General features: G+C 64.7%; 19 protein-coding genes and 1 pseudogene. 8 read left to right on the top strand and 12 right to left on the bottom strand.

The genetic code is table 11. The features are described from left to right. Positions 1-192, top strand: a 192-nt coding sequence (locus OC450_RS29580; protein ID WP_262049176.1) for a hypothetical protein, incomplete at its 5' end; no start/stop codon positions are given. 157 nt (positions 193-349) lie between these two features. Here OC450_RS29580 and OC450_RS29575 read toward each other — a convergent pair. After that, the gene (locus OC450_RS29575; RefSeq protein ID WP_262049175.1) at positions 350-1,057 is read right to left on the bottom strand and encodes a hypothetical protein; all 708 of its coding nucleotides are present in this window, start codon (positions 1,055-1,057) and stop codon (positions 350-352) included. A gap of 222 nt (positions 1,058-1,279) precedes the next feature. Between OC450_RS29575 and OC450_RS29570 the strand changes: the two genes are divergently transcribed. The 3 genes from OC450_RS29570 to OC450_RS29560 all read left to right on the top strand — a co-directional run bounded on the left by OC450_RS29570 (position 1,280) and on the right by OC450_RS29560 (position 4,005). After that, complete coding sequence (locus OC450_RS29570) at positions 1,280-1,609, top strand: DUF6949 family protein (protein ID WP_211385119.1); 330 nt, start codon at positions 1,280-1,282, stop codon at positions 1,607-1,609. A 67-nt stretch (positions 1,610-1,676) separates the two neighbouring features. Beyond that, positions 1,677-2,207: a gamma carbonic anhydrase family protein gene (locus OC450_RS29565; protein ID WP_211385118.1), complete on the top strand. Its 531-nt coding sequence runs from the start codon at positions 1,677-1,679 to the stop codon at positions 2,205-2,207. A gap of 103 nt (positions 2,208-2,310) precedes the next feature. After that, complete coding sequence (locus OC450_RS29560) at positions 2,311-4,005, top strand: PAS-domain containing protein (protein ID WP_211385117.1); 1,695 nt, start codon at positions 2,311-2,313, stop codon at positions 4,003-4,005. Positions 4,006-4,035: 30 nt separating this feature from the next. On the opposite strand, the gene OC450_RS29555 is transcribed toward OC450_RS29560, so the two are convergent. Next, complete coding sequence (locus OC450_RS29555; protein ID WP_211385392.1) at positions 4,036-4,251, bottom strand: hypothetical protein; 216 nt, start codon at positions 4,249-4,251, stop codon at positions 4,036-4,038. 91 nt (positions 4,252-4,342) lie between these two features. Here OC450_RS29555 and OC450_RS29550 point away from each other — a divergent pair, with 91 nt between their 5' ends. Together OC450_RS29550 and OC450_RS29545 are read left to right on the top strand one after the other, a co-directional pair. Further along, on the top strand, positions 4,343-4,645 hold the full coding sequence (locus OC450_RS29550) for a hypothetical protein (RefSeq protein ID WP_211385382.1): 303 nt from the start codon (positions 4,343-4,345) through the stop codon (positions 4,643-4,645). Between the two features lie 104 nt (positions 4,646-4,749). After that, a complete protein-coding gene (locus OC450_RS29545; protein WP_211385116.1) occupies positions 4,750-5,085 on the top strand; it encodes a hypothetical protein in 336 nt (111 codons plus the stop codon). A gap of 169 nt (positions 5,086-5,254) precedes the next feature. Here the strand turns inward: OC450_RS29545 and OC450_RS29540 are convergent, their stop codons facing one another. From OC450_RS29540 to OC450_RS29515, 6 genes are all read right to left on the bottom strand, one after another. Further along, positions 5,255-5,749: a hypothetical protein gene (locus OC450_RS29540; protein ID WP_211385115.1), complete on the bottom strand. Its 495-nt coding sequence runs from the start codon at positions 5,747-5,749 to the stop codon at positions 5,255-5,257. A gap of 177 nt (positions 5,750-5,926) precedes the next feature. Further along, the gene (locus OC450_RS29535; protein ID WP_211385381.1) at positions 5,927-6,658 is read right to left on the bottom strand and encodes an aspartate/glutamate racemase family protein; all 732 of its coding nucleotides are present in this window, start codon (positions 6,656-6,658) and stop codon (positions 5,927-5,929) included. Positions 6,659-6,662: 4 nt separating this feature from the next. Continuing rightward, positions 6,663-7,541 carry an ABC transporter permease gene (locus OC450_RS29530; protein WP_211385114.1) on the bottom strand — a complete coding sequence of 293 codons (879 nt, stop codon included), beginning with the start codon at positions 7,539-7,541 and terminating at the stop codon, positions 6,663-6,665. A 3-nt stretch (positions 7,542-7,544) separates the two neighbouring features. After that, a complete protein-coding gene (locus OC450_RS29525; protein ID WP_211385113.1) occupies positions 7,545-8,504 on the bottom strand; it encodes an ABC transporter permease in 960 nt (319 codons plus the stop codon). Between the two features lie 4 nt (positions 8,505-8,508). After that, positions 8,509-9,798, bottom strand: a complete 1,290-nt coding sequence (locus OC450_RS29520) for a PotD/PotF family extracellular solute-binding protein (RefSeq protein WP_262049174.1) — start codon at positions 9,796-9,798, stop codon at positions 8,509-8,511. Positions 9,799-9,840: 42 nt separating this feature from the next. Further along, positions 9,841-10,827, bottom strand: coding sequence for an ABC transporter ATP-binding protein (locus OC450_RS29515; RefSeq protein WP_262049173.1), 987 nt, complete (start codon positions 10,825-10,827; stop codon positions 9,841-9,843). 266 nt (positions 10,828-11,093) lie between these two features. On the opposite strand from OC450_RS29515, the gene OC450_RS29510 reads away from it, so the two are divergent. Together OC450_RS29510 and OC450_RS29505 are read left to right on the top strand one after the other, a co-directional pair. Beyond that, a complete protein-coding gene (locus tag OC450_RS29510) occupies positions 11,094-11,801 on the top strand; it encodes a GntR family transcriptional regulator (RefSeq protein ID WP_256807841.1) in 708 nt (235 codons plus the stop codon). A gap of 290 nt (positions 11,802-12,091) precedes the next feature. Then, positions 12,092-13,861, top strand: coding sequence for a CYTH and CHAD domain-containing protein (locus tag OC450_RS29505; RefSeq protein ID WP_262049172.1), 1,770 nt, complete (start codon positions 12,092-12,094; stop codon positions 13,859-13,861). A gap of 119 nt (positions 13,862-13,980) precedes the next feature. Here the strand turns inward: OC450_RS29505 and OC450_RS29500 are convergent, their stop codons facing one another. The 4 genes and pseudogenes from OC450_RS29500 to OC450_RS29485 form a co-directional block, all read right to left on the bottom strand. Continuing rightward, positions 13,981-14,607 (bottom strand): transglutaminase-like cysteine peptidase, encoded by a 627-nt coding sequence (locus OC450_RS29500; protein WP_211385108.1) that lies wholly within the window; start codon positions 14,605-14,607, stop codon positions 13,981-13,983. Positions 14,608-14,937: 330 nt separating this feature from the next. Then, entirely contained in the window at positions 14,938-15,549 is a 612-nt protein-coding gene (locus tag OC450_RS29495) for a PilZ domain-containing protein (protein ID WP_094895511.1), read from the bottom strand. A gap of 68 nt (positions 15,550-15,617) precedes the next feature. After that, complete coding sequence (locus tag OC450_RS29490) at positions 15,618-16,784, bottom strand: CynX/NimT family MFS transporter (protein WP_262049171.1); 1,167 nt, start codon at positions 16,782-16,784, stop codon at positions 15,618-15,620. A 51-nt stretch (positions 16,785-16,835) separates the two neighbouring features. Continuing rightward, a pseudogene (locus OC450_RS29485) lies at positions 16,836-18,083 on the bottom strand (MFS transporter). Positions 18,084-18,130: the final 47 nt, after the last annotated feature.

The raw sequence follows: 18,130 nt of genomic DNA, 5'->3' as shown, positions 1-18,130 counted from the left end.
TCGCAACAATCAACAAACCAAACAGCCGAAGCCGCATTCCAGCCCCCGAATGCAAGAGCGTCAGATTATTTGCAGAATGGCCAAACGCAATTTTCTATCAGTGATATCAGTCACACATCCCTGCGGCCGTCCAGACAACTGGGCGCCGGGCGACAGATGTGCGACCGTGTCGTTCAATTGATTTGTCCCTGACGACATGATGCTCCCGTTTTGCCCGACGGGTCAAGTTGAATTCGAAAAATACGAAGCCCCCGCGACTTGGCTACTGTGCATGGGGTTGTTTCGATGTTTTTTTCGTTGGTCCCTTCAGCCCGTTCGGCAAGTTGGTCTCGCGGCAGGGCAGGGAGGCTCAGCTCCTCGGCCCGCGCAGCTGCGCCGTCAGCCGGTCCATCGCCTCCGCCGCATCGCGCCATTGCGACAGCCAGCTCCGGGGGAAGCGGAAGGTGAGGTCGGCGCCGCCGACGCGGCGCTCGGAGAGGCACATGCCCGGCGTTGCCGCATCGCGCGTGCACCGCGCGGCCAGCGCGGGGCTCGCAGCGGAATAGAAGTCCTCGTTGCCGTAAGGCGTGTCGGCGCGGAACATCCGCATCGTCAGTCCGTCCTCGGGCATCGTCGCGGCCTGGTCGAGATAGCGCGGATAGATCGTGGCCGTTCGCTGTTCGGGGGCGAGTGCATCGTGATGCGCCGCGATCGACAGGAAGATGCGGTCGATCGGCTGCATCGCCGCCTCCACCGTGTCGGCGGTGACGTGCTTCGGTGTGCCCGGTGGTTCCAGCGAGGGATAGAGGAAGTCGAGATCGATGCGCTCCTGCGGCCCGGAGTGGCGCTGGATCTTCATGCGGATCGCCGTCGGCGGCAGGTTGAACAGCGTGCCGCCGACGCTCACCGGCAATTTGTCGGGGCCGTTCGCGCCGCTCGTGCCCCAGGTCGGCCACAGCAGGTACGCGACGAGAGCGACAGCGCACAATGCGGCCATGCCGCCGAGCACGATCGGGACGACATGCGCCCTTGTGCGCATCCGGGAAGACTGAGGGGAGGTTGCCGAAAACACCGTCATGAGCCGCGCGACCGGAGAAGCAGTCGGCCGGTGGCCGACGAATCAGCTGCGAATATGCCACGCGGCGGCGATTTCGCGCAGCACCGGGGGGGCCGCGGAGAAGGGAGGGGGACCTGCGCCAGATGGCCGGCGGCGTTAACCTTCCCTTAAGGATAATGTAGCGTTAACCAGCGCCATTTGTCACAGGAAGACTCCGGCGTTGCGTAAGGGCGGACCGTTCCGATGACACCTGAGGCTCTCAATACCTTCTTCTCGATTTGCATCGGTTTCGCGCTCGCGGGCGCGCTCGTGAGCGGATACCAGGCGGTCGCGCAGCGGCCCGCCGGCTTCGGCCTGTTGCAGGACGGCGTGGCGCCGAAGACCTTCGCCGCGGTGCCGTTCCTGGTGTTCGCGGCGCCCTTCATCATCATGCGCAATACGCTGCGCGGCATGCGCGTGGAAAGCCGTCGCGTCGAATTCGTGATGATGGCGACCGTCATCGCCGGCTTCTGGAGCATGATGAGCGGCACCTTCTTCCTGATGACGCTGCGCGCGGCCGGCGTTCTGACCTGAAGGGCCGCCCCCTTTGCGTCCAGGCCGCCGTTTCGCTATGCCAGTCTCGACGTGACAGGAGACCCTCATGGCGATCTACGAGCTCGACGGGCAGGCGCCCGATCTTCCCGCCGACGGCAATTATTTCATCGCGGAGACCGCCACCGTGATCGGCCGCGTGCGCCTGAAGCCGGGGGCGAGCGTCTGGTTCGGCGCGGTGCTGCGCGGCGACAATGAGTGGATCGAGATCGGCGAGGGCGCCAACGTGCAGGACGGCTCGACCTGCCACACCGATCTCGGCTTTCCGCTTCACATCGGCAGGAACTGCACCGTCGGCCACAACGTCATCCTGCACGGCTGCACCATCGAGGAGGGCGCGCTCGTCGGCATGGGCTCGATCGTGATGAACGGCGCCAGGATCGGGCGCAACAGCATCGTCGGCGCCGGCTCCGTCATCACCGAGGGCAAGGAGTTCCCCGAACGCTCGCTGATCATCGGCTCGCCCGCGCGCGTCATCCGCACGCTCGACGACGCCCAGGTGCAGAAGATGGGGAGCGCGGCCAGGTTCTACGTCGCCAATGGCCCGCGATTCACGAAGGGCCTGAAGCGGATCGGGTGAGATGCCGCGGTTCCATACCGTAACAATACCGCCGAGAACTTTAAGGCTCCGCTAGCGCCACGACTGGTATCGTGGTGCGTTCTCAATCAAGAGGAGCGGCGCTATGGACGCTGCGGCGGTGGGATCCGGCCTCGACGCCGGAACCAGACTATTGAAGAAATTCGTTCGTTTCGCGCGCGGCACGGACACGCTGAGCGTGGCGGAAAAGGTCTACAGCATCGCCGGCTTCCTGGCGATCGTCACCACCTTCCTGCTCGTGATGTCGATCCAGTCGGTCCGCCTGCAGACGACCTATCGCCACATGCACGCCACCTCCGCCGAGGCGGCCATCAACGTCGGCCGCATCAACGCGCTGATCTACGCCATCGTGATGGAATCGCGCGGCATCTACATGTCCGCCGATCGGGCCGCGATGAAGCAGTTCGCCGACGGGCTGCTCAGGCGCAACCGCGAGCTCGCTGCGGCGGTGAAGAACATGGAGCGGACAGTCGGTGACGACGACGCCGAACAGATTGCCGCCTTCCGCCAGCGCATCTCGCAATTCGTCGAGTTTCGCCAGGAGCTGGTACGGCGCGGCCTGGAGATCAGTCCGGCGGCGGCGCGCGAATGGGGCGACAACGACGCCAACCGGACGTTGCGCAACAAGCTCAACAGCGATCTCGAGACGCTCGAGAGAATTTACGGGCAACGTGCCCGCGAGGCGGACGATCTCGCCAACGAGAACAGATATGCCGCGGCCTATCTGTTCGCGCTCGGTCTGGCGGCCCTGCTGCTCGCGGGGCTGAACGTCGTCGTGATGCGAGGCTCGGTGGTGGGAGCGCTGGCCGAGATCACCCAGGCGACCGACCGGGTCGCGCAAGGCGACGTCAAGAGCGAGGTGCCGCATCTGCGCCGTCACGACGAGATCGGGCATCTTGCGCGCGCCGTGCAGAACTTCCGCGACGCGGTGGCGCGCATCTTCGAGCTCGAGGAGATCGAGCTCGGCACCGCGCAGGCGCGCGATGCGGCGATGACCGAGCGCGACAAGTTCAACGACAAGTACCAGGCCAAGAAGTGGCAGATGTCGGCCGCGATCAACAGCATGCCGCAGGGCCTGATCATGCTCGACGGCAAGGCCAATGTGGTCGCGATGAACGCCAACTACCGGCGGATCTACAATCTGCCCGAGACAATCCAGTCGGGATCGACGCTCGAGGAGATTCTCCAGCACCGGGTCAAGAGCGGGTTGTTCACCGGCGACGTCGTGAAATATGTCGCGGCGGTTGTCGACCGGATCGCCAAGCGCGAGCCCGCGGCCTACGAGGTCGCCCTGAACGATGGCCGCATCATCAAGATCTACGAGCGTCCGATGGACGGTGGCGGCTGGGTCTCGGTGCAGGAGGACGTCACCGAACAACGTCAGCGCCAGCGCATCCTGGAGCGAATGGAGCGTTTCCTCGCCACCATCATCGAGAACGTGGCCGAAGGCATCATCGCCAAGGATGCACGCAATTTGCGCTATGTCTTCGTCAACAAGGCCGCCGAGAAGATGATCGGCATGTCGCGTGGCGAGATCATCGGCAAGACCGCGCGGGAGCTGTTTTCCGCCGAAGCGGCCGAATTGATCGAGCGGCGCGACCGGCAGCTTCTGGCGCAGAAGCAGCAGCTCGAGCCGATCATCGACACCATCGACAATCCCACGCGAGGGCGGCGCGTGATCTCCGCCCGCCGTGTCCAGATCGGCGGCGCCGGTGAAGAGTCCCACATGTTCGTGACCATGGTCGAGGACCGGACCGAGACGATGGTGGCGGCCGCATAGCCACCGGCGCGCGCCATCCGGAGCAACGTGTCAGCTTCGCTCGGATTCGCGCGCTTCGATTGCGCCCGCGACCTTCTCGTGACCGGCGGCCCACAACGCGTGTTCGTCGCTGCCGTCCGAGTAGGGATTGGCTTCTGCCGGAATGTTTTCCTGCGCGGCGCGTTCGCCCTCTGCAAAAGGATCGCGATCCGTCATCCTGATTTCGCCTTTCCGGTTTGCCGCGTCGAACACGATCGGCTTTCGCATGATCGTGACTCTCCCTGTTCAAGCTGAACCGACGGCAATTGTTCCGGAACCGGTGATCGCTGCGGCGGTTGATCGGGAAAGGAGAATCCGAATGGCACCATCGTCCGCAGCCCGTTCAATCAAGATCATGATCGTCATCTTCGGCCTTGCGGCGATGCCGGCCGTATCGTTCGCGCAAGCGACCGGCGGCTCTGCGGGATCGGCCGGGGGTGTCGCCAATTCTGCGGCACCTCCGCCCGGGACCAACAGCCTGGGTACGGCGCAATCATCCGGAACGAATGCCGCCCCCGGAGCCACCACCGGTACCGGTGCAGGCGGATCCACCGACGCCGCCGTCAATGCCGAGAACCGCACGCTCGACAAGAAGCTCAAGAGCATCTGTCGAGGCTGCTGATGCTCGCGGGGAAGTGAGACAGCGAGGCTGTCCGGAACGCCCCAAGGTGATTAGCTTGGTCCTGCTTTGGAGCGGTGGAGCGTATCCACGCAGAGGATCAAGTGATGTTACGCAAGATGATCTTGGCGGCGCTGGCCGTCGCGGCGGTCGGACTGTCGGCACCGCAGGCGGCACAGGCGCGGGGTTTCGGGCACGGCGGGGGCTGGGGCCATGGCGGCCACTGGCACGGCGGCGGCTTCTGGCCCGGGGTTGCGATCGGAGCGGGTCTTGCCGGCGCCGGCTACTACGGCGGCTATTACGGCTACGGCTACCCCTATTACGGCAGCCCCTACTATTATGGTACCGGCTACGACGATGGTTATGGCGGCTGCTACGTCGCCCGGAGGCGGGTGATGACGCCTGCGGGATGGCGATTCCGTCGCGTCGACGTCTGCGAATGACCCGTTAAAAAACAAGGTCGTTGACGCAGTATACCGTCAACGACCTTGCCAGCCCCGGACATTGAAATCGGCTCACGCCATCCGGTAACGGCAAGCATCGCGCGGAATCATACGGGCGAATGTGATCCAGTTCACAAGTCGAAGAATTTAAAGTCGCGTCGCGAGCCTCTCAGCCGCGCGAACGCTTGCGCGTGCTGGCCTGGACGCGGTGCCGCACCGGTTTCCTGCGGGTAACCGAGGGGGCCTCCGTCTCGGTCGCCCGGGCGCTGGCAAAGGACTGCCGCAGACTGTCGATCGACTCGTTCAGCGAGGCGACCTGCTCGGACAGGCGCTTGTTGTCGGCCTGCTGCGCCGCCATCAGCCGCTTCATCGTCGTGAGCTGATCCTGCACGACCTGAAGCTGGTCGATCGATTCCTGCTGGGTCGCCTCCAGCCCCTTGGTCTTCTCGACCAGTTGCTCGGAGGCCTGGGCGGTGCGGGCCTGGAGCTGCCGCGACGCCACCACCCGGTCGGTCTCGGGGATTGCGCCGGTATAGGCCCGCCAGATCGCGATCGAGGTCACGCCGGTGATGAGCAGGAGGAGGGCGGCGGCGGTCAGCGCGATGGGCTGGGCGCCGAGGCGAAGAAGGGGGTTGGACCGTGTGTCCTCTGCGAGATCGATCATCGCTGACAAAACCCAAATTGAAACTTGGTGCGTTGCGAAGACCGGCAACCCTTGGGCGGCCGGGGCGTCCCGAAAGCGCTACGTTTCGGCAAGGAATGGGACCAAAAAGAGGCTAAGCGCGAAAAAACCAGCAATCAGGAGGCCTTAAGGCTTCCGAATACCCGGCCAGGGCAGCGATCACGGCTGAAACGGCGAAAACGGTCCGGAATAGGGCTTCGACCGCGGCGCCGCGTAGGGCCCGAGCCGCGACGTCGTCAGTCCCAGCCGCACCAGCGATTCCGCCAGCGTGACCGCCGCCGCGACGCCGTCGACCACGGGCAGGCCGTGCGTGTCGGCGAGTTCGGCGGCGAGATCGGACATGCCGGCGCAGCCGAGCACGATGGCCTCTGCGCGGTCGTCGCGGATTGCAGCCGTGATCTCCGCGGAGATCTTGCCGATGGCATCGGCGTTGCGCTCTTCGAGCGCGAGCACCGGCACCTCGGCGGCGCGGACGCGGGCGCAGCGCTCAGCGAGGCCGTAATTCCGCAAATTATGTTCGATCGGCACGATGGAGACATTGAGCGTCGTCACCACGGCGAAGCGCGCCGCGATCAGGCTTGCCATGTGGAAGCCGGCTTCGCCGATGCCGATCACCGGCACCCTGGCTGCGGCCCGCGCGGCGTCGAGCCCGGTGTCGTCGAAGCAGGCTATGATGTGCGCATCCGCGCCGTCACGGTCGGCCTCGCGGATGCAGCCGAGCATGCCGGGCACGGCAAAGGCCTCGTCGTAAAATCCCTCGATCGAAACCGGGCCCATCGCCGGCTGGCGCGCGTCGATCACGGTGCCCGGCAGGGCGACCGCGCGCGCCGCGGCCGCGATCTTCGCCGTCATCGACGCGGTGGTGTTGGGATTGACGACGTGAAGTCGCATCAGATCAGACAAGCCCTTTGCCGGCGTCCGAGCCCTTGGCCGCCTGCCGCTTGTTCAGCACGTGAATGGTGCCGAGCGCAAGCGTGATCACCGTGAACGAAACGGCTGAGATCACGGTGCCGAGCGCATAGATGTCGGGGTTCGTCACGGTGGTGGTGAGGCCCTGCAGATCGAGCGGCAATGTATTCACCGCCCCGATCGCCTGGCTGGAGCGGGCGAGTTCGTCCCAGGACAGCGTGAAGCCGAACAGGCCGATGCCGATCACGGAGGGCAGGATGATCGGCAGCACGACATGGCGGAAGGCCTGCCACGGCGTCGCCCCGAGATCGCGCGCGGCTTCCTCGAGCCGGGGATCGAAGCGGTTGAAGATCGCGAACATGATGAGCAGGCCGAATGGCAGCGTCCAGGTCAGATGCGCGCCGAGTCCTGACGTCAGCAGACCCATCGAGGTCTCGAAGTTCTCGTTCCAGTGGGCCTTGATCAGGTCGTCGATGATGCGGAATTCAAGCGAGATGCCGAGCGAGGTGATGATCGAGGGAACGATGAGGCTCGCGATCGCCGAGTAGAACAGGATGCTTTGCGCCTTGAACTTGCGGCGGAAGGCCATGCCGGCGGCGACCGACAGCACGACGGTGACGATCATCACGATGATGCCGAGCAGCAGCGAGCGGCGGAAGGCGGCGCCGAGATCGACGATGCCGGTGCCCTGGAACAGTTTTGCGATCCAGAAGGTCGACACGCCGTTCATCGGGAAGGTCAGGCCGCCCTGGGGGCCCTGGAACGACAGGACGTAGATCGCGATCATCGGGCCATAGAGAAACAACGTGTAGGCCGCGAAGAAGATCGCGAGCACGTAGAAAGAGCGCGGGCGTCCTTCCTTCATGCTCTAGAGCTCCTTCTTGATGTCGACGATGCGCGACATCATGGTGATGATCAGGAAGGTGATCACGAGCAGGATCACGGCATTGGCGGCTGCGGCCGGGAACTGCAGCGCGTTCACCCGCGTCTCGATGATCTTGCCGGCCGCGGCGATCTGCTGGCCGCCCATCACGCCGATGGTGATGAAGTCGCCCATCACGATGGTGATGACGAAGATCGAGCCGATCACGATGCCGGGCTTTGCGAGCGGGATGATGACGTTGACCAGCGTCTGGAAGCCGGTCGCGCCGGCGTCATAGGCGGCTTCAATGAGCGACTTGTCGATGCGCACCATCGAGTTGAAGATCGGCACCACCATGAAGAAGGTGAACAGGTGCACCAGCGCCAGCACCACGGAGAATTCGGAGAACAGCAGCCATTCCAGCGGCTGGTTGATCAGCCCTGTTTTGACGAGGCCGGAATTGACGAGGCCGTTGCGGCCGAGCAGCGGAATCCAGGCGATCATGCGGATCACGTTGGAGGTCCAGAACGGGATCGTGCAGAGCAGCGACAATCCCATCTGCCAGGTCTTGGATTTGACGTGGAAGGCGAGGAAATAGGCGACCCAGAAGCCGATGAAGAGCGTGATGACCCACACCAGGAAGCACAGCTTCAAGGTCATCAGATAGGTCCTGGCGATGGTGCAGAGATCGGGAAGCTGCGCGATGCAGCCTTCGAACGTGTCGGTGTAGCCGCGGCCGGAGAAGGCCGGCAGCAACTGGTATTCATTGTAGTCCCAGAACGAGACGATGACGACGAAGACGAGCGGGATCAGGAAGAAGGCGAGAAACACCAGCATCATCGGCCCGGCCTGAAGCCAGGAGATGAAGGACGGCGACAGGCGCGTCGGCTTTGCGGCGCGCGCTGTGCCCGACCCCGGGATCAATCCCGGGGGGGCCTGTTGCAGGATGTCTTCCGACGTGTCCATCAAATTACGCCGCGATGAACTCGTTCCACTTGCGGACCATGTAGTCGTTCTCGTCCATCACGGCGTTCCAGCAGGCCACGCCGCCCATGCGGTCTTCGTAGGAGCCGCCGTCGCGCACCGCGCCGGCCTTTTCCAGCAGCGAGCCGTCGGGCGCCTTGATGTCCTTCTCGGCCGGCTTGCCTTCCATCCAGTACGCCCACTCGTAGGGCTCCATATGCGCCTTGGCGGTGGAGAGCACGGCAGAGTAGTAGCCCTGGCGGTTGAGATAGGCGCCGGCATAGCCGGACAGGAACCAGTTGACGAACTCATAGGCCCATTCGAGCTTGGCGCCCGAGACGCCCTTGGAGACGCAGAAGCCCGACGCCCAGGAGCGGTAGCCTTCCTTCAACGGCTGGAACGTGCAGGCGATGCCCATGGAGCGCACCTTCGTCACCGCCGGCGACCACATCGACTGGATCACGGTTTCGCCTGATGCCATCAGGTTGACGCTCTCGTTGAAGTCTTTCCAGAAGGCGCGGAACTGGCCGGCCTTCTTGGCTTCGGTCATCACCTTCATGGTGAGATCGATCTCCTCCTTGGTCATGTTGCCCTTGTCGGCATATTTGTACTTGCCGGTGGCTTCCACGACCATCGCGGCGTCCATGATGCCGATCGAGGGGATGTTGAGGATCGAGGCCTTGCCCTTGAATTCGGGATTGAGCAGCTCCGACCAGGAGCTGATCGGGCGCTTGATCAGGTCGGGGCGGATGCCGAGCGTGTCTGCGTTGTAGACCGTCGGGATCAACGTGACGAATTCGGTCGCCGACGTCGCGAACTTCTTGGAGTCCTTGCCTTCGAGATAGAGCACTTTCCAGGGCGCGGTGCCCTGGTTGCCGATCTTCTTGCCGCCGGGGGTCTGGCCCTTGGTGAAGACGGGCGTGATGTTGTCGAATTCCTTGATCTTCTTGGCGTCGAGGGCAAGGATGTTGCCCGACGGCACCAGCTTTTTGAGCGAGAAATATTCGGTGTCCAGCACGTCGAAGGAGTTCGGCTGGGTCATCACGCGCTTGGTGACGTCGTCGGTGGTTGCGGTGATGTATTCGATCTTGATGCCGGTGTCCTTCAGGCACTGCTTGGAGATGTCGTCGCCCTCGTTCACGGCGGTGCCGAGATAGCGCAGCACCTTCGTTTCGGCCGACTTTACATAGGGAAAGCCGGTGATGGCGCCGGAGCCGGCGGCAAGGCCGGCGAGACCCGCGGTGCCCTTGAGCAGCGTGCGGCGGCTGAAGCCCTTCTTCCCGGTCGTTTCGGTCATGTCAGTCACTCCTCTGTTGCGCATTCCGTTGATTGTTCGGCGCTATTGCAGGCGTTGCGCCTTGGCGGGATCCCAGGTGGCCAGCACGCGATCGCCCGGCCGGAACGGGTGGACGTCGAAGGCGGCCTCGGGGAGGTGGCAGAACAGGGCGGTGCCGTCCTCGAGCGTGAGCGAGACGGCGATGTAGGAGCCCTGGTACTCGGTCTGGGTCAGCAGCGCGGGCGCACCGTACGCGCCGTCAGTGAACGGCACGATGCCGAGCTGATCGGCGCGCACTGCGATGAGTTTGCCGGCGTCGCTGAGGACGTTGTGGCCGCCGATGAAGCGGGCCACGAATTCGGTGCGGGGATGGTGGAAGATGTCGCGGGCCGAGCCCTGCTGCTCGATCCTGCCCTGGTTCATCACGACGATGTGGTCGGCGAGCGCCATCGCTTCTTCCTGGCCGTGGGTGACCTGGATGAAGCTGATGCCGAGCTCGCGCTGCAGTCGCTTCAACTCGCCGCGCATCTTCACCCGCAGGAACGGATCGAGCGCCGATAGCGGCTCGTCGAGCAGGAGGATTTGCGGCTCGGTGATCAGCGCGCGGGCCAGCGCGACGCGCTGCTGCTGGCCGCCGGAGAGCTGGGCGGGAAGCCTTGCCGCATAAGGGGTCATCGCCACCAGCTCCAGCAACTCGCCGGCGCGCTTGTGCCGCGTCGCCCGGTCGACGCCGCGCATCTTCAGGGCAAACGCGACGTTATCGACCACGGTGAGGTGCGGAAACAGGGCATAGGACTGGAACATCATCGCCGTGCCGCGCTTGGCAGGTTCGAGATCGGTGACGTTCTGCGGGCCGAGGATGATGTCGCCCTCGCTGACCGCCTCGTGACCGGCGATCATGCGCAACGTCGAGGTCTTGCCGCAGCCGGACGGGCCGAGCAGGCAGCAATAGGTGCCGGCCGGGATCTTCAAATTGACGGTGTCGACCGCCAGCGTCGTGTCGTAGCGCTTGGTGACGGAGACCAGTTCGAGGGCGGCGGGAGTGGCCATGGCGTGTCCGGGGGCGAGGGCGATGCTTCGCCTCTCTCCGCAAGGTCCATGCCAATCGCCCATGGCCGGCCGAATTCCGAAACAGTGCAGCGGAGTCAAATCGTTAGATCGAATCCGCCGGATCCGGGCCGTCCGCCGCATGCACCGCGGTCTGCACACAAAACGGGCGCAGATTGTATAAAGTTTCGCCTGTGATTGGATACAGCTCGTCGACTAACATTCGTGGCTGAACGTCGCCGAGCCCTCAACCCCAACCCCTCGAACTGATGGCTGCCAAGATTCGCCCGAAATCCGACGCGCCAGATGCGAGCGATCGCGTCAGCCGTATCCGGGAGGGCATGACCGCGGCGATCCTCGAGCATCGTCTGCTGCCCGGCACCAAGCTCGGCGAGGACGAGATCGGCGAGATCTACGGCGCGAGCCGCACGCTGGTCCGCACCGCGCTCCAGCAACTCGCGCATGAGGGCATCGTCAACATCGAGAAGAACCGCGGCGCCTTCGTCGCGCGACCGACGCCCGCGGATGCCCGCGAGGTGTTCGAGGCGCGCCGCCTGATCGAGCCGACGATCGTCGATCACGCCGTTGAAGCGATGTCGCCGGCCTGGATCGATCGTCTCCAGCAACATCTCACCGAGGAACGCGAAGCCGAACTGCGCGGCGACGCGCGTGCCTCGGTCCGGCTCTCCGGAGAGTTTCACCGTCTCGTCGCCGAGATGAGTGGCCACAGCATCTATCTCGGCTTCCTGAAGGAGTTGATTGCGCGCTCCTCGCTCATCATCCTGCTCTACCGCCGCCACGACACGCCGGCCTGCGGCACTGACCATCACGCCGGCATCGTCGCCGCGATCCGCAAGCGCGACAGGCAGGCTGCGCGCGCGCAGATGCTGTCGCATCTGAACGAGATCGAGGCCGAGCTGTTCCTGAAGGATCCCGCCGCCGACGAGCTGCGGCTCGCGGATGTGCTGGGCGCGTGAGCGCGCGATTGCTTGGCGGCTCTTACCGCCGGTCGTCGTCGCCCGACTTTCTTCGCTGTGAACCGGACGCGATCTCCGGCTCGAATGAGTCAAGCTCGCTGACGCGTTCATCTTGGTTTCGGGAACCGTGAGATTCGCTAGTCATTCGACCGCTTACTGTACGCGTCGGCAATTTAATTCGTCAGCCGCGCCGAATTATGACAGGGCGTTGCGATGTAACGTTACTATTCCTCCCGGGCCGTACCGGCTATATGCTGACGTTCTGTCATTGAACTGTCATGTCACCGGAAATGTTGAAATCAGACGCTACACCGGCTCGCAAAACCATGAGCGCGCCGGATCGGAATCCTGTTCCTAAGGACGACAAGAGAACGCAAATCGGCGCCGGCTTCCTCAGGCAGCTTGAACCCGCCGAACTCGCCGCGGAACCTGTGATCGTCGAGGGCGCTGTGGTTGATCAGATGCCACCGCGAGACGCGGAGCCGGCACAAGAACCACGCCAGTCGAGCGCTGCCGCGCGTGCCGCCGGCGAGATCGAGCTCAAGCTTCTCGTCGATGCCGACCGCATGGCGCATTTCAACGCCGCGCCCGTGATCGCGATGAACGCGCGCAGCAAGGGCACGCGCAAGCGTCTCAAGTCGGTCTATTATGACACGCCGGAGCGGACACTTCGGCGCAACGGATTGAGCCTGCGCGTACGTCGGAGCGGCGCCCGCTTCGTGCAGACCGTAAAGACCGATGCGGCGGACGACCCGCTGCGTCGCGGCGAGTGGGAGGCGAGCGTGCCGTCGCTTGCGCCTGATCTTGCTCTGGCGATGCCCTTCATTCCGGAGAAGCTTCGCGGCCATCTGGAAGCGCAGCCCCTTGAAGCGGTCTTCACCGCCGACATCCATCGCCATGCGCGGATGATCGACCTGCCGTCCGGCACGGTCGAGATCGCCTTCGACTTGGGCGAGCTGACGGCCGACGACAATTCGCTGCCCGTGAGCGAGATCGAACTTGAGCTGAAGAGCGGTAGCGCGAGCACGATCTACGAGATCGCGCTGCGGCTTGCCGAGCACGGGGCGGTGAAGCCGTCGATCCGGACCAAGTCGGCACGCGGCTTCGATCTTGCCGCCGGCAAGCCGCCGTCGGCGCGACGCCCGCGAAAGCTTCGCCTCGATGCGTCGGTCACGCTCGACGAGGCTTTCGCCACCATCCTGCGCTCCTGCTTCCTCCATCTGCTCCAGTCGCTGCCGGCCGCCGAGGATGGCCGCAATCCGGAAGGAATCCATCAGCTGCGCGTCTCGCTGCGCCGGCTCCGGTCGGTGCTGGATCTGATGCGATCGGCGGGGGCGCTGAGCAATCTCGACACGTTGCGGACGGAAGCCAAATGGCTGGCGCAGGATCTGTCCGCCGCGCGCGACTGGGATGTGTTCCGGCTCGACACCTTGCCGACGATCGCAAAAGCCTGCCCTTCGATCGCCGGATTCGATGCGCTGGACCGGCTTGCGGCCGGGCGCCAGTCGGATGCCTATCGCAAGGCGCATGATGCGCTCGACGATCGGCGCTGCGCCATCTTCCTGATCGGTCTCGGTAACTGGATCGAGGCGCGCGGCTGGCGCAACGACGTCGCCACCGAGGATCTTGGCCAGCTCGCCGAGCCCGCGATCGACTTCGCGCAGCGCATCCTGTCGGCGCAATATGCCAAGGTGCTCAAGCGCGGCCGCCGCTTCAAGTCGCTTCCCGCCGAACAGCTGCACCGGGTCCGGCTCGCGACCAAGCGGCTGCGCTATCTCGGCGAGTTCCTGCTGCCGCTGTTCGCGGATGGCAAATCGGCGCGAAAATTCTCGCACCGGCTCGCCGGCTTGCAGGAGGAACTTGGCGCCTTCAACGACATGGCGGTCACGGCATCGTTGCTCGACGGGCTCGGCGCCGAGCCCAACTGCGCCATTGCTGCTGCTGCGATCACCGGCTGGCAGGCGCGTGCATCGGCCGGCGTGCAGCCTTCCTTGCAAGGCACCTGGCGCGACTTCACCGCGGCGCGCGTGCCGTGGTCGCGGCAAACGCAGCAGGCCTGATCGCGCATCCTCAAAAAAAGTTGCGGCCAGCCATTGGGGGATGGCTGGCCGCGCGCGAACCGGTCTGGGACGGGGAGGGGTGGGGATGTGACCGGGTCGCGTATCTCTTTCGTTTGTCGCTACTGATCTCTTGCGCTGGCGGTGGAGACCGCCGGCTTGGTATCGCCGAGCGAGACCCAGACGTTGGGATCGCTCTGCGACTGGCGCTTGACGAAGCGGTAGCCGGTCTCCGTCCAGGCAACGACGTTCTCGTTCTGATTGTCGAGAACGAACTCGCCCTTGTCGGTCTTCACCGTCAGCACCGCGTGTCCTTCGCCCTTCTTGTCGCGCACGACGGTGATGAGCAGGGCCTGGCGCGGCCAACCGGCATCAATCAGCATCTTGCGCTTCAGCAATACGTAGTCTTCACAGTCGCCGTAACCATCGGTCGGCAGCGACCACTTCTCGATCACGCCCCAGTGCTCCTGATCGGTCAAAGGCTTGACGGTCTCGTTGACCCAGCGATTGACCTTGACGAGGTCGCGCCATGCGGCCTGCGACATCACGATGTCGCGCGCCTGCGTCGGTGCGCCCTGGCACTGGGCAGAATTCTCCGCACAGAACTCGACCCAGCCGATCGGCGCGCGCGTGGTGTCGCCGAGGCTCGCGTAGAGCAGCCGGTTCTCACCGGCCTGCGCCGTCGCGCCGATCCCGAAGAGCATGACGGCCAGCGCCAAGCCCTTCCCCTGTCCCCTGAAGTCCAACATTGCGGCCCCCGTTTCTTGTTGGGACCACATTGCGCAGGGAGCTTTTGAGTTGCCGCTAAGTCAGCCAAGTCAAGTCGAGACGAATACAAGTAAAAGACGCAGCGAATTCGATCTATACTTGAATCGAATTCTCGTAAAATTTGAAATGACCGCAATTGATTCAAATTTTATGTGTTAACGCGGAAACGCTGCTGGAACCGTTGTTTGCGCGCTTGCGCAGCCCTCGGGTTAACCCGCGCCGGGCGCGTCACGTGCACGAAAAAGGCGGCGTCCGCATTGCGGAGGCCGCCTTCAAGGCTCGAAATACAGTGGTTTTGGCGCTGTCGCGCTTTACCGCGCGGTAACGCTCTCTTCGAGTGTCTCGATCGGCTGCGCGTGCACGAACTCCAGCGCGAAGCCGTCTTCGAGGTTTCGGACCACGCGGCCCTGCACGCGGCCGAGCAGCACCGTCGATTTCAGCGGCGGCCGGTTCTCCGCGGCGATCGCCGCGCCCGAAAGCGAGAGATCGATGATGCGGCAGGTCATCTTGGTGCCGTCCTCGAGCGTCAGCACCGCGATCGGGTTGCGCGGCACGATACGGTCGTGGCGGCGGTCCTCAGGCAAATTGAGGATGTCGCGGTTGGCGAGCCATGTGAGCTGGGCGGCCAGCTTGTCGCGCTTGCGGGGCGTCGCGCCGACCGTCATGGCGAAGCCGTTGTCGATGATGCGGGTGATCTTGCCTTCGACGCGACCGATATGGTCGAGATAGGCCACCACGCGGTCGCCGACATTGCCGATGCCGGGGGCCAGCAGCGCCAGTCCGCCCGGCGACATGTTGATCACCTGGCAGGGGAATTCACGGCGGTCCGGCAGCATATAGCGGCCGAGCAGGTGAACCTTCACCCGCTGGAAACGCCGACGTTCCTCGGCGGCCGGAAGAAATTTTTTGTTCGCCAACGCCATTTTCACAACCCGACCCCCCGCCTGGCGGAGTCCGGCACGACCCTAAGGTGCACAGGGTTAATGCCGCGTTAGGATTGGGCGCGTCGACTACGGACAGACACGATGCACTCGAAAAGCCACATCAGCGGCGGGCAGGCCAGCACCGTCAGCGCGCCGAGGTCGAGCGCGACCGCGGCGGTCCCGGCCGATTTGGCGAGCCGGCCCGCCACCGCCGGTCCCAGCATCATCGCGGCATAGAACAGCGTGTAGAACACGCCCATCCCGATCGCCCTTGTCTCCGGGCCGAGCACGCGGGCGGCCAGGCTCATGATCGGGCCGGCCGGATGGCCGCCGATGAGGCCGATCAGGACCAGGATCGTGATCACCGCGTCCGAGCGGGTCAGCCAGGCCAGCAGCCCGGCCACGATGAGGCTGGCTGCGATCGCCAGCACCAACGGCCGCTTGAAGCGATCGGCAAGATAGCCGCCTGTTGGCACCGAGATCACGGACAGCCACATCACGAGACTGATTGCCGATCCTGCCGCCGCGATGCTCCAGCCGCGCTCGACCAGCAGCGAGGGGCCGAACGAGAAGATCATGGCGAAGCCGACATTGTAGAGACCCCAGATCGCGCCCGCGACGATCACCGCCAGCAGCGCGAGGGGATCAAGCCGGCCGGAGCCGGTCGCGCTGGCCGTTGCCCCCGGCGGCGGCTGATAGAGTGTGATCAGCACGATCCCGATTGCAGTGAGTGCGCCCGCCGCCAGGAACACCGCGCTTGCGCCATAGGCCGTGCCGATCGCCGGCAGCACCAGCAGCGAGATCGCAACGCCGGCTGGCCAGGAGTTGACGAAGATCGCCATCGCGGTGGCGATCTCCTTGCCCGCAAACCAGTCGGTGCCCATCTTGGTGAGCTGCACCGTCAGCAGCACGCCGCCGGCGCCCGAGACGAGCCGGCCTGCCATCTGCCAGCCCCACACATCGGTTGCGGCCATGACGAGGCTGCCGGCCGTCATCAGCAGCAGCGCCGCGATGGTCGTCGGCTTGTCGCCGAGGGTCCGGCCGATCGCGCCGCCCGGCAGCGCCAGCACCACGCCCGGCGTGAAATAAAGTCCGATCAGAATGCCGATATCGGCGAGCCCGACGCCGAAGCACTGTTGCAGCAGCGGCGCGACCGCGGCCACGCTCTGGAACTGGAACGCGATGGTGAGGCGAACGACGAACAGGATCGCAAGAATGCCCCAGCGATTGCGCAACGCCTCATCTCCCCAAGCCCTGTGCAAACGTGCGGTGGCGAGACGCCGGAGTCAACTGGCCCTCTTTCTCGTCGCGCGCCCGTAGAGGAGACACAGCAGCGCCAGCAGCACCGCGGCCGAGAGCCCGAGCGACCAGTGAATGCCGATCGCCGCGCCGAACAGCCCGACCGTGATGCCGCTGAAAGCCCGCATCCCGAGCCCCGCCATGTTGTAGAGGCCGACGACGCGGCCGCGGATGTCATGCGGTGCATTCAACTGCACCAGCGCCTGCGCCATGGTGTTGAACGACAGCTCGAAGAAGCCCGCAAAGAACAGCAGCACGATTGCAACCGGATAAATCCGCACCGCGGCGAAGCCGAGCAGCGTCACGCTCCACAGCATCGCCAGCATGATCGCTGTGCGCGGCGTGCCCTTGAGGCGTCCCCAGGATTCCAGCGCGATGCCGGCGAGCAGCGCACCGGCCGCGTCAGCCGCGAGCAGCACGCTGTAGGAGACGCCGGGATCGCCATGGCCGAGATCGCCGGCAAAGCCCGGCATCTGGGCGTGATAGGCATTGCCGATCATGAAGGAGGTGAGGCCAGCGAGCCACGTCATCGCCGTCAGCACCGGCTGCGTGCCGATGGCGCGGATCGTCAGCGTGATGTCGGCAAGGCCGCGCACCGCGAAGCGCCGCACCGCGACGCTCTTGTCGCGCACCGGCGCCCAGAACAGCCAGAGCAGCATCGGCAGGTAGAACAGCGTGTTGAAGATGATGCCGTGCGAGGTGCCCAGCGTCAGCATGATGATTCCGCCGACGGCGGGCCCGACCAGGATGCCGAGATAGCGCGCCATGGCGTTCAGCCGCACCGCGCTCGGAAGATCGGCGGGCCCGACGAGGTCGTAGAGCAGGAGCTAGTTCGGCGTCTGCCACAACACGCCGGCGCAGCCGTGGATCACCAGCAGCAGCATCGCGTGCCACATCTGGATCGTGTCGGTGATGAAGAAGAAGCCCCATCCCGCGGAGGCCACAATGAACAGCAGCATGCCGCACTGGATGATGCGGCGCGGATCGAACCGGTCGGCGAGCCCGCCGACGGCAACCGAGAACAGCAGGAACGGGAGCCAGTGCGACAGCACGGCAAAACCACCCAACGTCGGGGAATGGAATTTCCGGAACACCACCCAGTAGCTGATCACATGCTCGATATTGTCCGCCATCATCGCCAGCACGTAGGCGATGAACTGAAGGCGGTAGGGCACCGACTTCATCGCCGCGAACGAGCCGGACGCGACCACGGGATTTTGGGGGAGGGGGTTCAAGCGATCACCTGGGTGGGACTCTTGCGGCCATACACGTTGGCGATCTG

The sequence above is a fragment of the Bradyrhizobium sp. Bra78 genome (genome assembly GCF_024519855.1).
Taxonomy (GTDB): domain Bacteria; phylum Pseudomonadota; class Alphaproteobacteria; order Rhizobiales; family Xanthobacteraceae; genus Bradyrhizobium; species Bradyrhizobium japonicum_G.
Note: the sequence above shows the minus strand (reverse complement) of the source record. Positions and strands in the feature narration are given on the sequence as shown.

Excerpts from the sequence above, each read along its gene's own strand:
- OC450_RS29575 (WP_262049175.1), bottom strand. The coding sequence starts at position 1,057 with ATGACGGTGTTTTCGGCAACCTCCCCTCAGTCTTCCCGGATGCGCACA.
- OC450_RS29570 (WP_211385119.1), top strand. The coding sequence starts at position 1,280 with ATGACACCTGAGGCTCTCAATACCTTCTTCTCGATTTGCATCGGTTTC.
- OC450_RS29565 (WP_211385118.1), top strand. The coding sequence starts at position 1,677 with ATGGCGATCTACGAGCTCGACGGGCAGGCGCCCGATCTTCCCGCCGAC.
- OC450_RS29560 (WP_211385117.1), top strand. The coding sequence starts at position 2,311 with ATGGACGCTGCGGCGGTGGGATCCGGCCTCGACGCCGGAACCAGACTA.
- OC450_RS29555 (WP_211385392.1), bottom strand. The coding sequence starts at position 4,251 with ATGCGAAAGCCGATCGTGTTCGACGCGGCAAACCGGAAAGGCGAAATC.
- OC450_RS29550 (WP_211385382.1), top strand. The coding sequence starts at position 4,343 with ATGGCACCATCGTCCGCAGCCCGTTCAATCAAGATCATGATCGTCATC.
- OC450_RS29545 (WP_211385116.1), top strand. The coding sequence starts at position 4,750 with ATGTTACGCAAGATGATCTTGGCGGCGCTGGCCGTCGCGGCGGTCGGA.
- OC450_RS29540 (WP_211385115.1), bottom strand. The coding sequence starts at position 5,749 with ATGATCGATCTCGCAGAGGACACACGGTCCAACCCCCTTCTTCGCCTC.
- OC450_RS29535 (WP_211385381.1), bottom strand. The coding sequence starts at position 6,658 with ATGCGACTTCACGTCGTCAATCCCAACACCACCGCGTCGATGACGGCG.
- OC450_RS29530 (WP_211385114.1), bottom strand. The coding sequence starts at position 7,541 with ATGAAGGAAGGACGCCCGCGCTCTTTCTACGTGCTCGCGATCTTCTTC.
- OC450_RS29525 (WP_211385113.1), bottom strand. The coding sequence starts at position 8,504 with ATGGACACGTCGGAAGACATCCTGCAACAGGCCCCCCCGGGATTGATC.
- OC450_RS29520 (WP_262049174.1), bottom strand. The coding sequence starts at position 9,798 with ATGACCGAAACGACCGGGAAGAAGGGCTTCAGCCGCCGCACGCTGCTC.
- OC450_RS29515 (WP_262049173.1), bottom strand. The coding sequence starts at position 10,827 with ATGGCCACTCCCGCCGCCCTCGAACTGGTCTCCGTCACCAAGCGCTAC.
- OC450_RS29510 (WP_256807841.1), top strand. The coding sequence starts at position 11,094 with ATGGCTGCCAAGATTCGCCCGAAATCCGACGCGCCAGATGCGAGCGAT.
- OC450_RS29505 (WP_262049172.1), top strand. The coding sequence starts at position 12,092 with ATGTTGAAATCAGACGCTACACCGGCTCGCAAAACCATGAGCGCGCCG.
- OC450_RS29500 (WP_211385108.1), bottom strand. The coding sequence starts at position 14,607 with ATGTTGGACTTCAGGGGACAGGGGAAGGGCTTGGCGCTGGCCGTCATG.
- OC450_RS29495 (WP_094895511.1), bottom strand. The coding sequence starts at position 15,549 with ATGGCGTTGGCGAACAAAAAATTTCTTCCGGCCGCCGAGGAACGTCGG.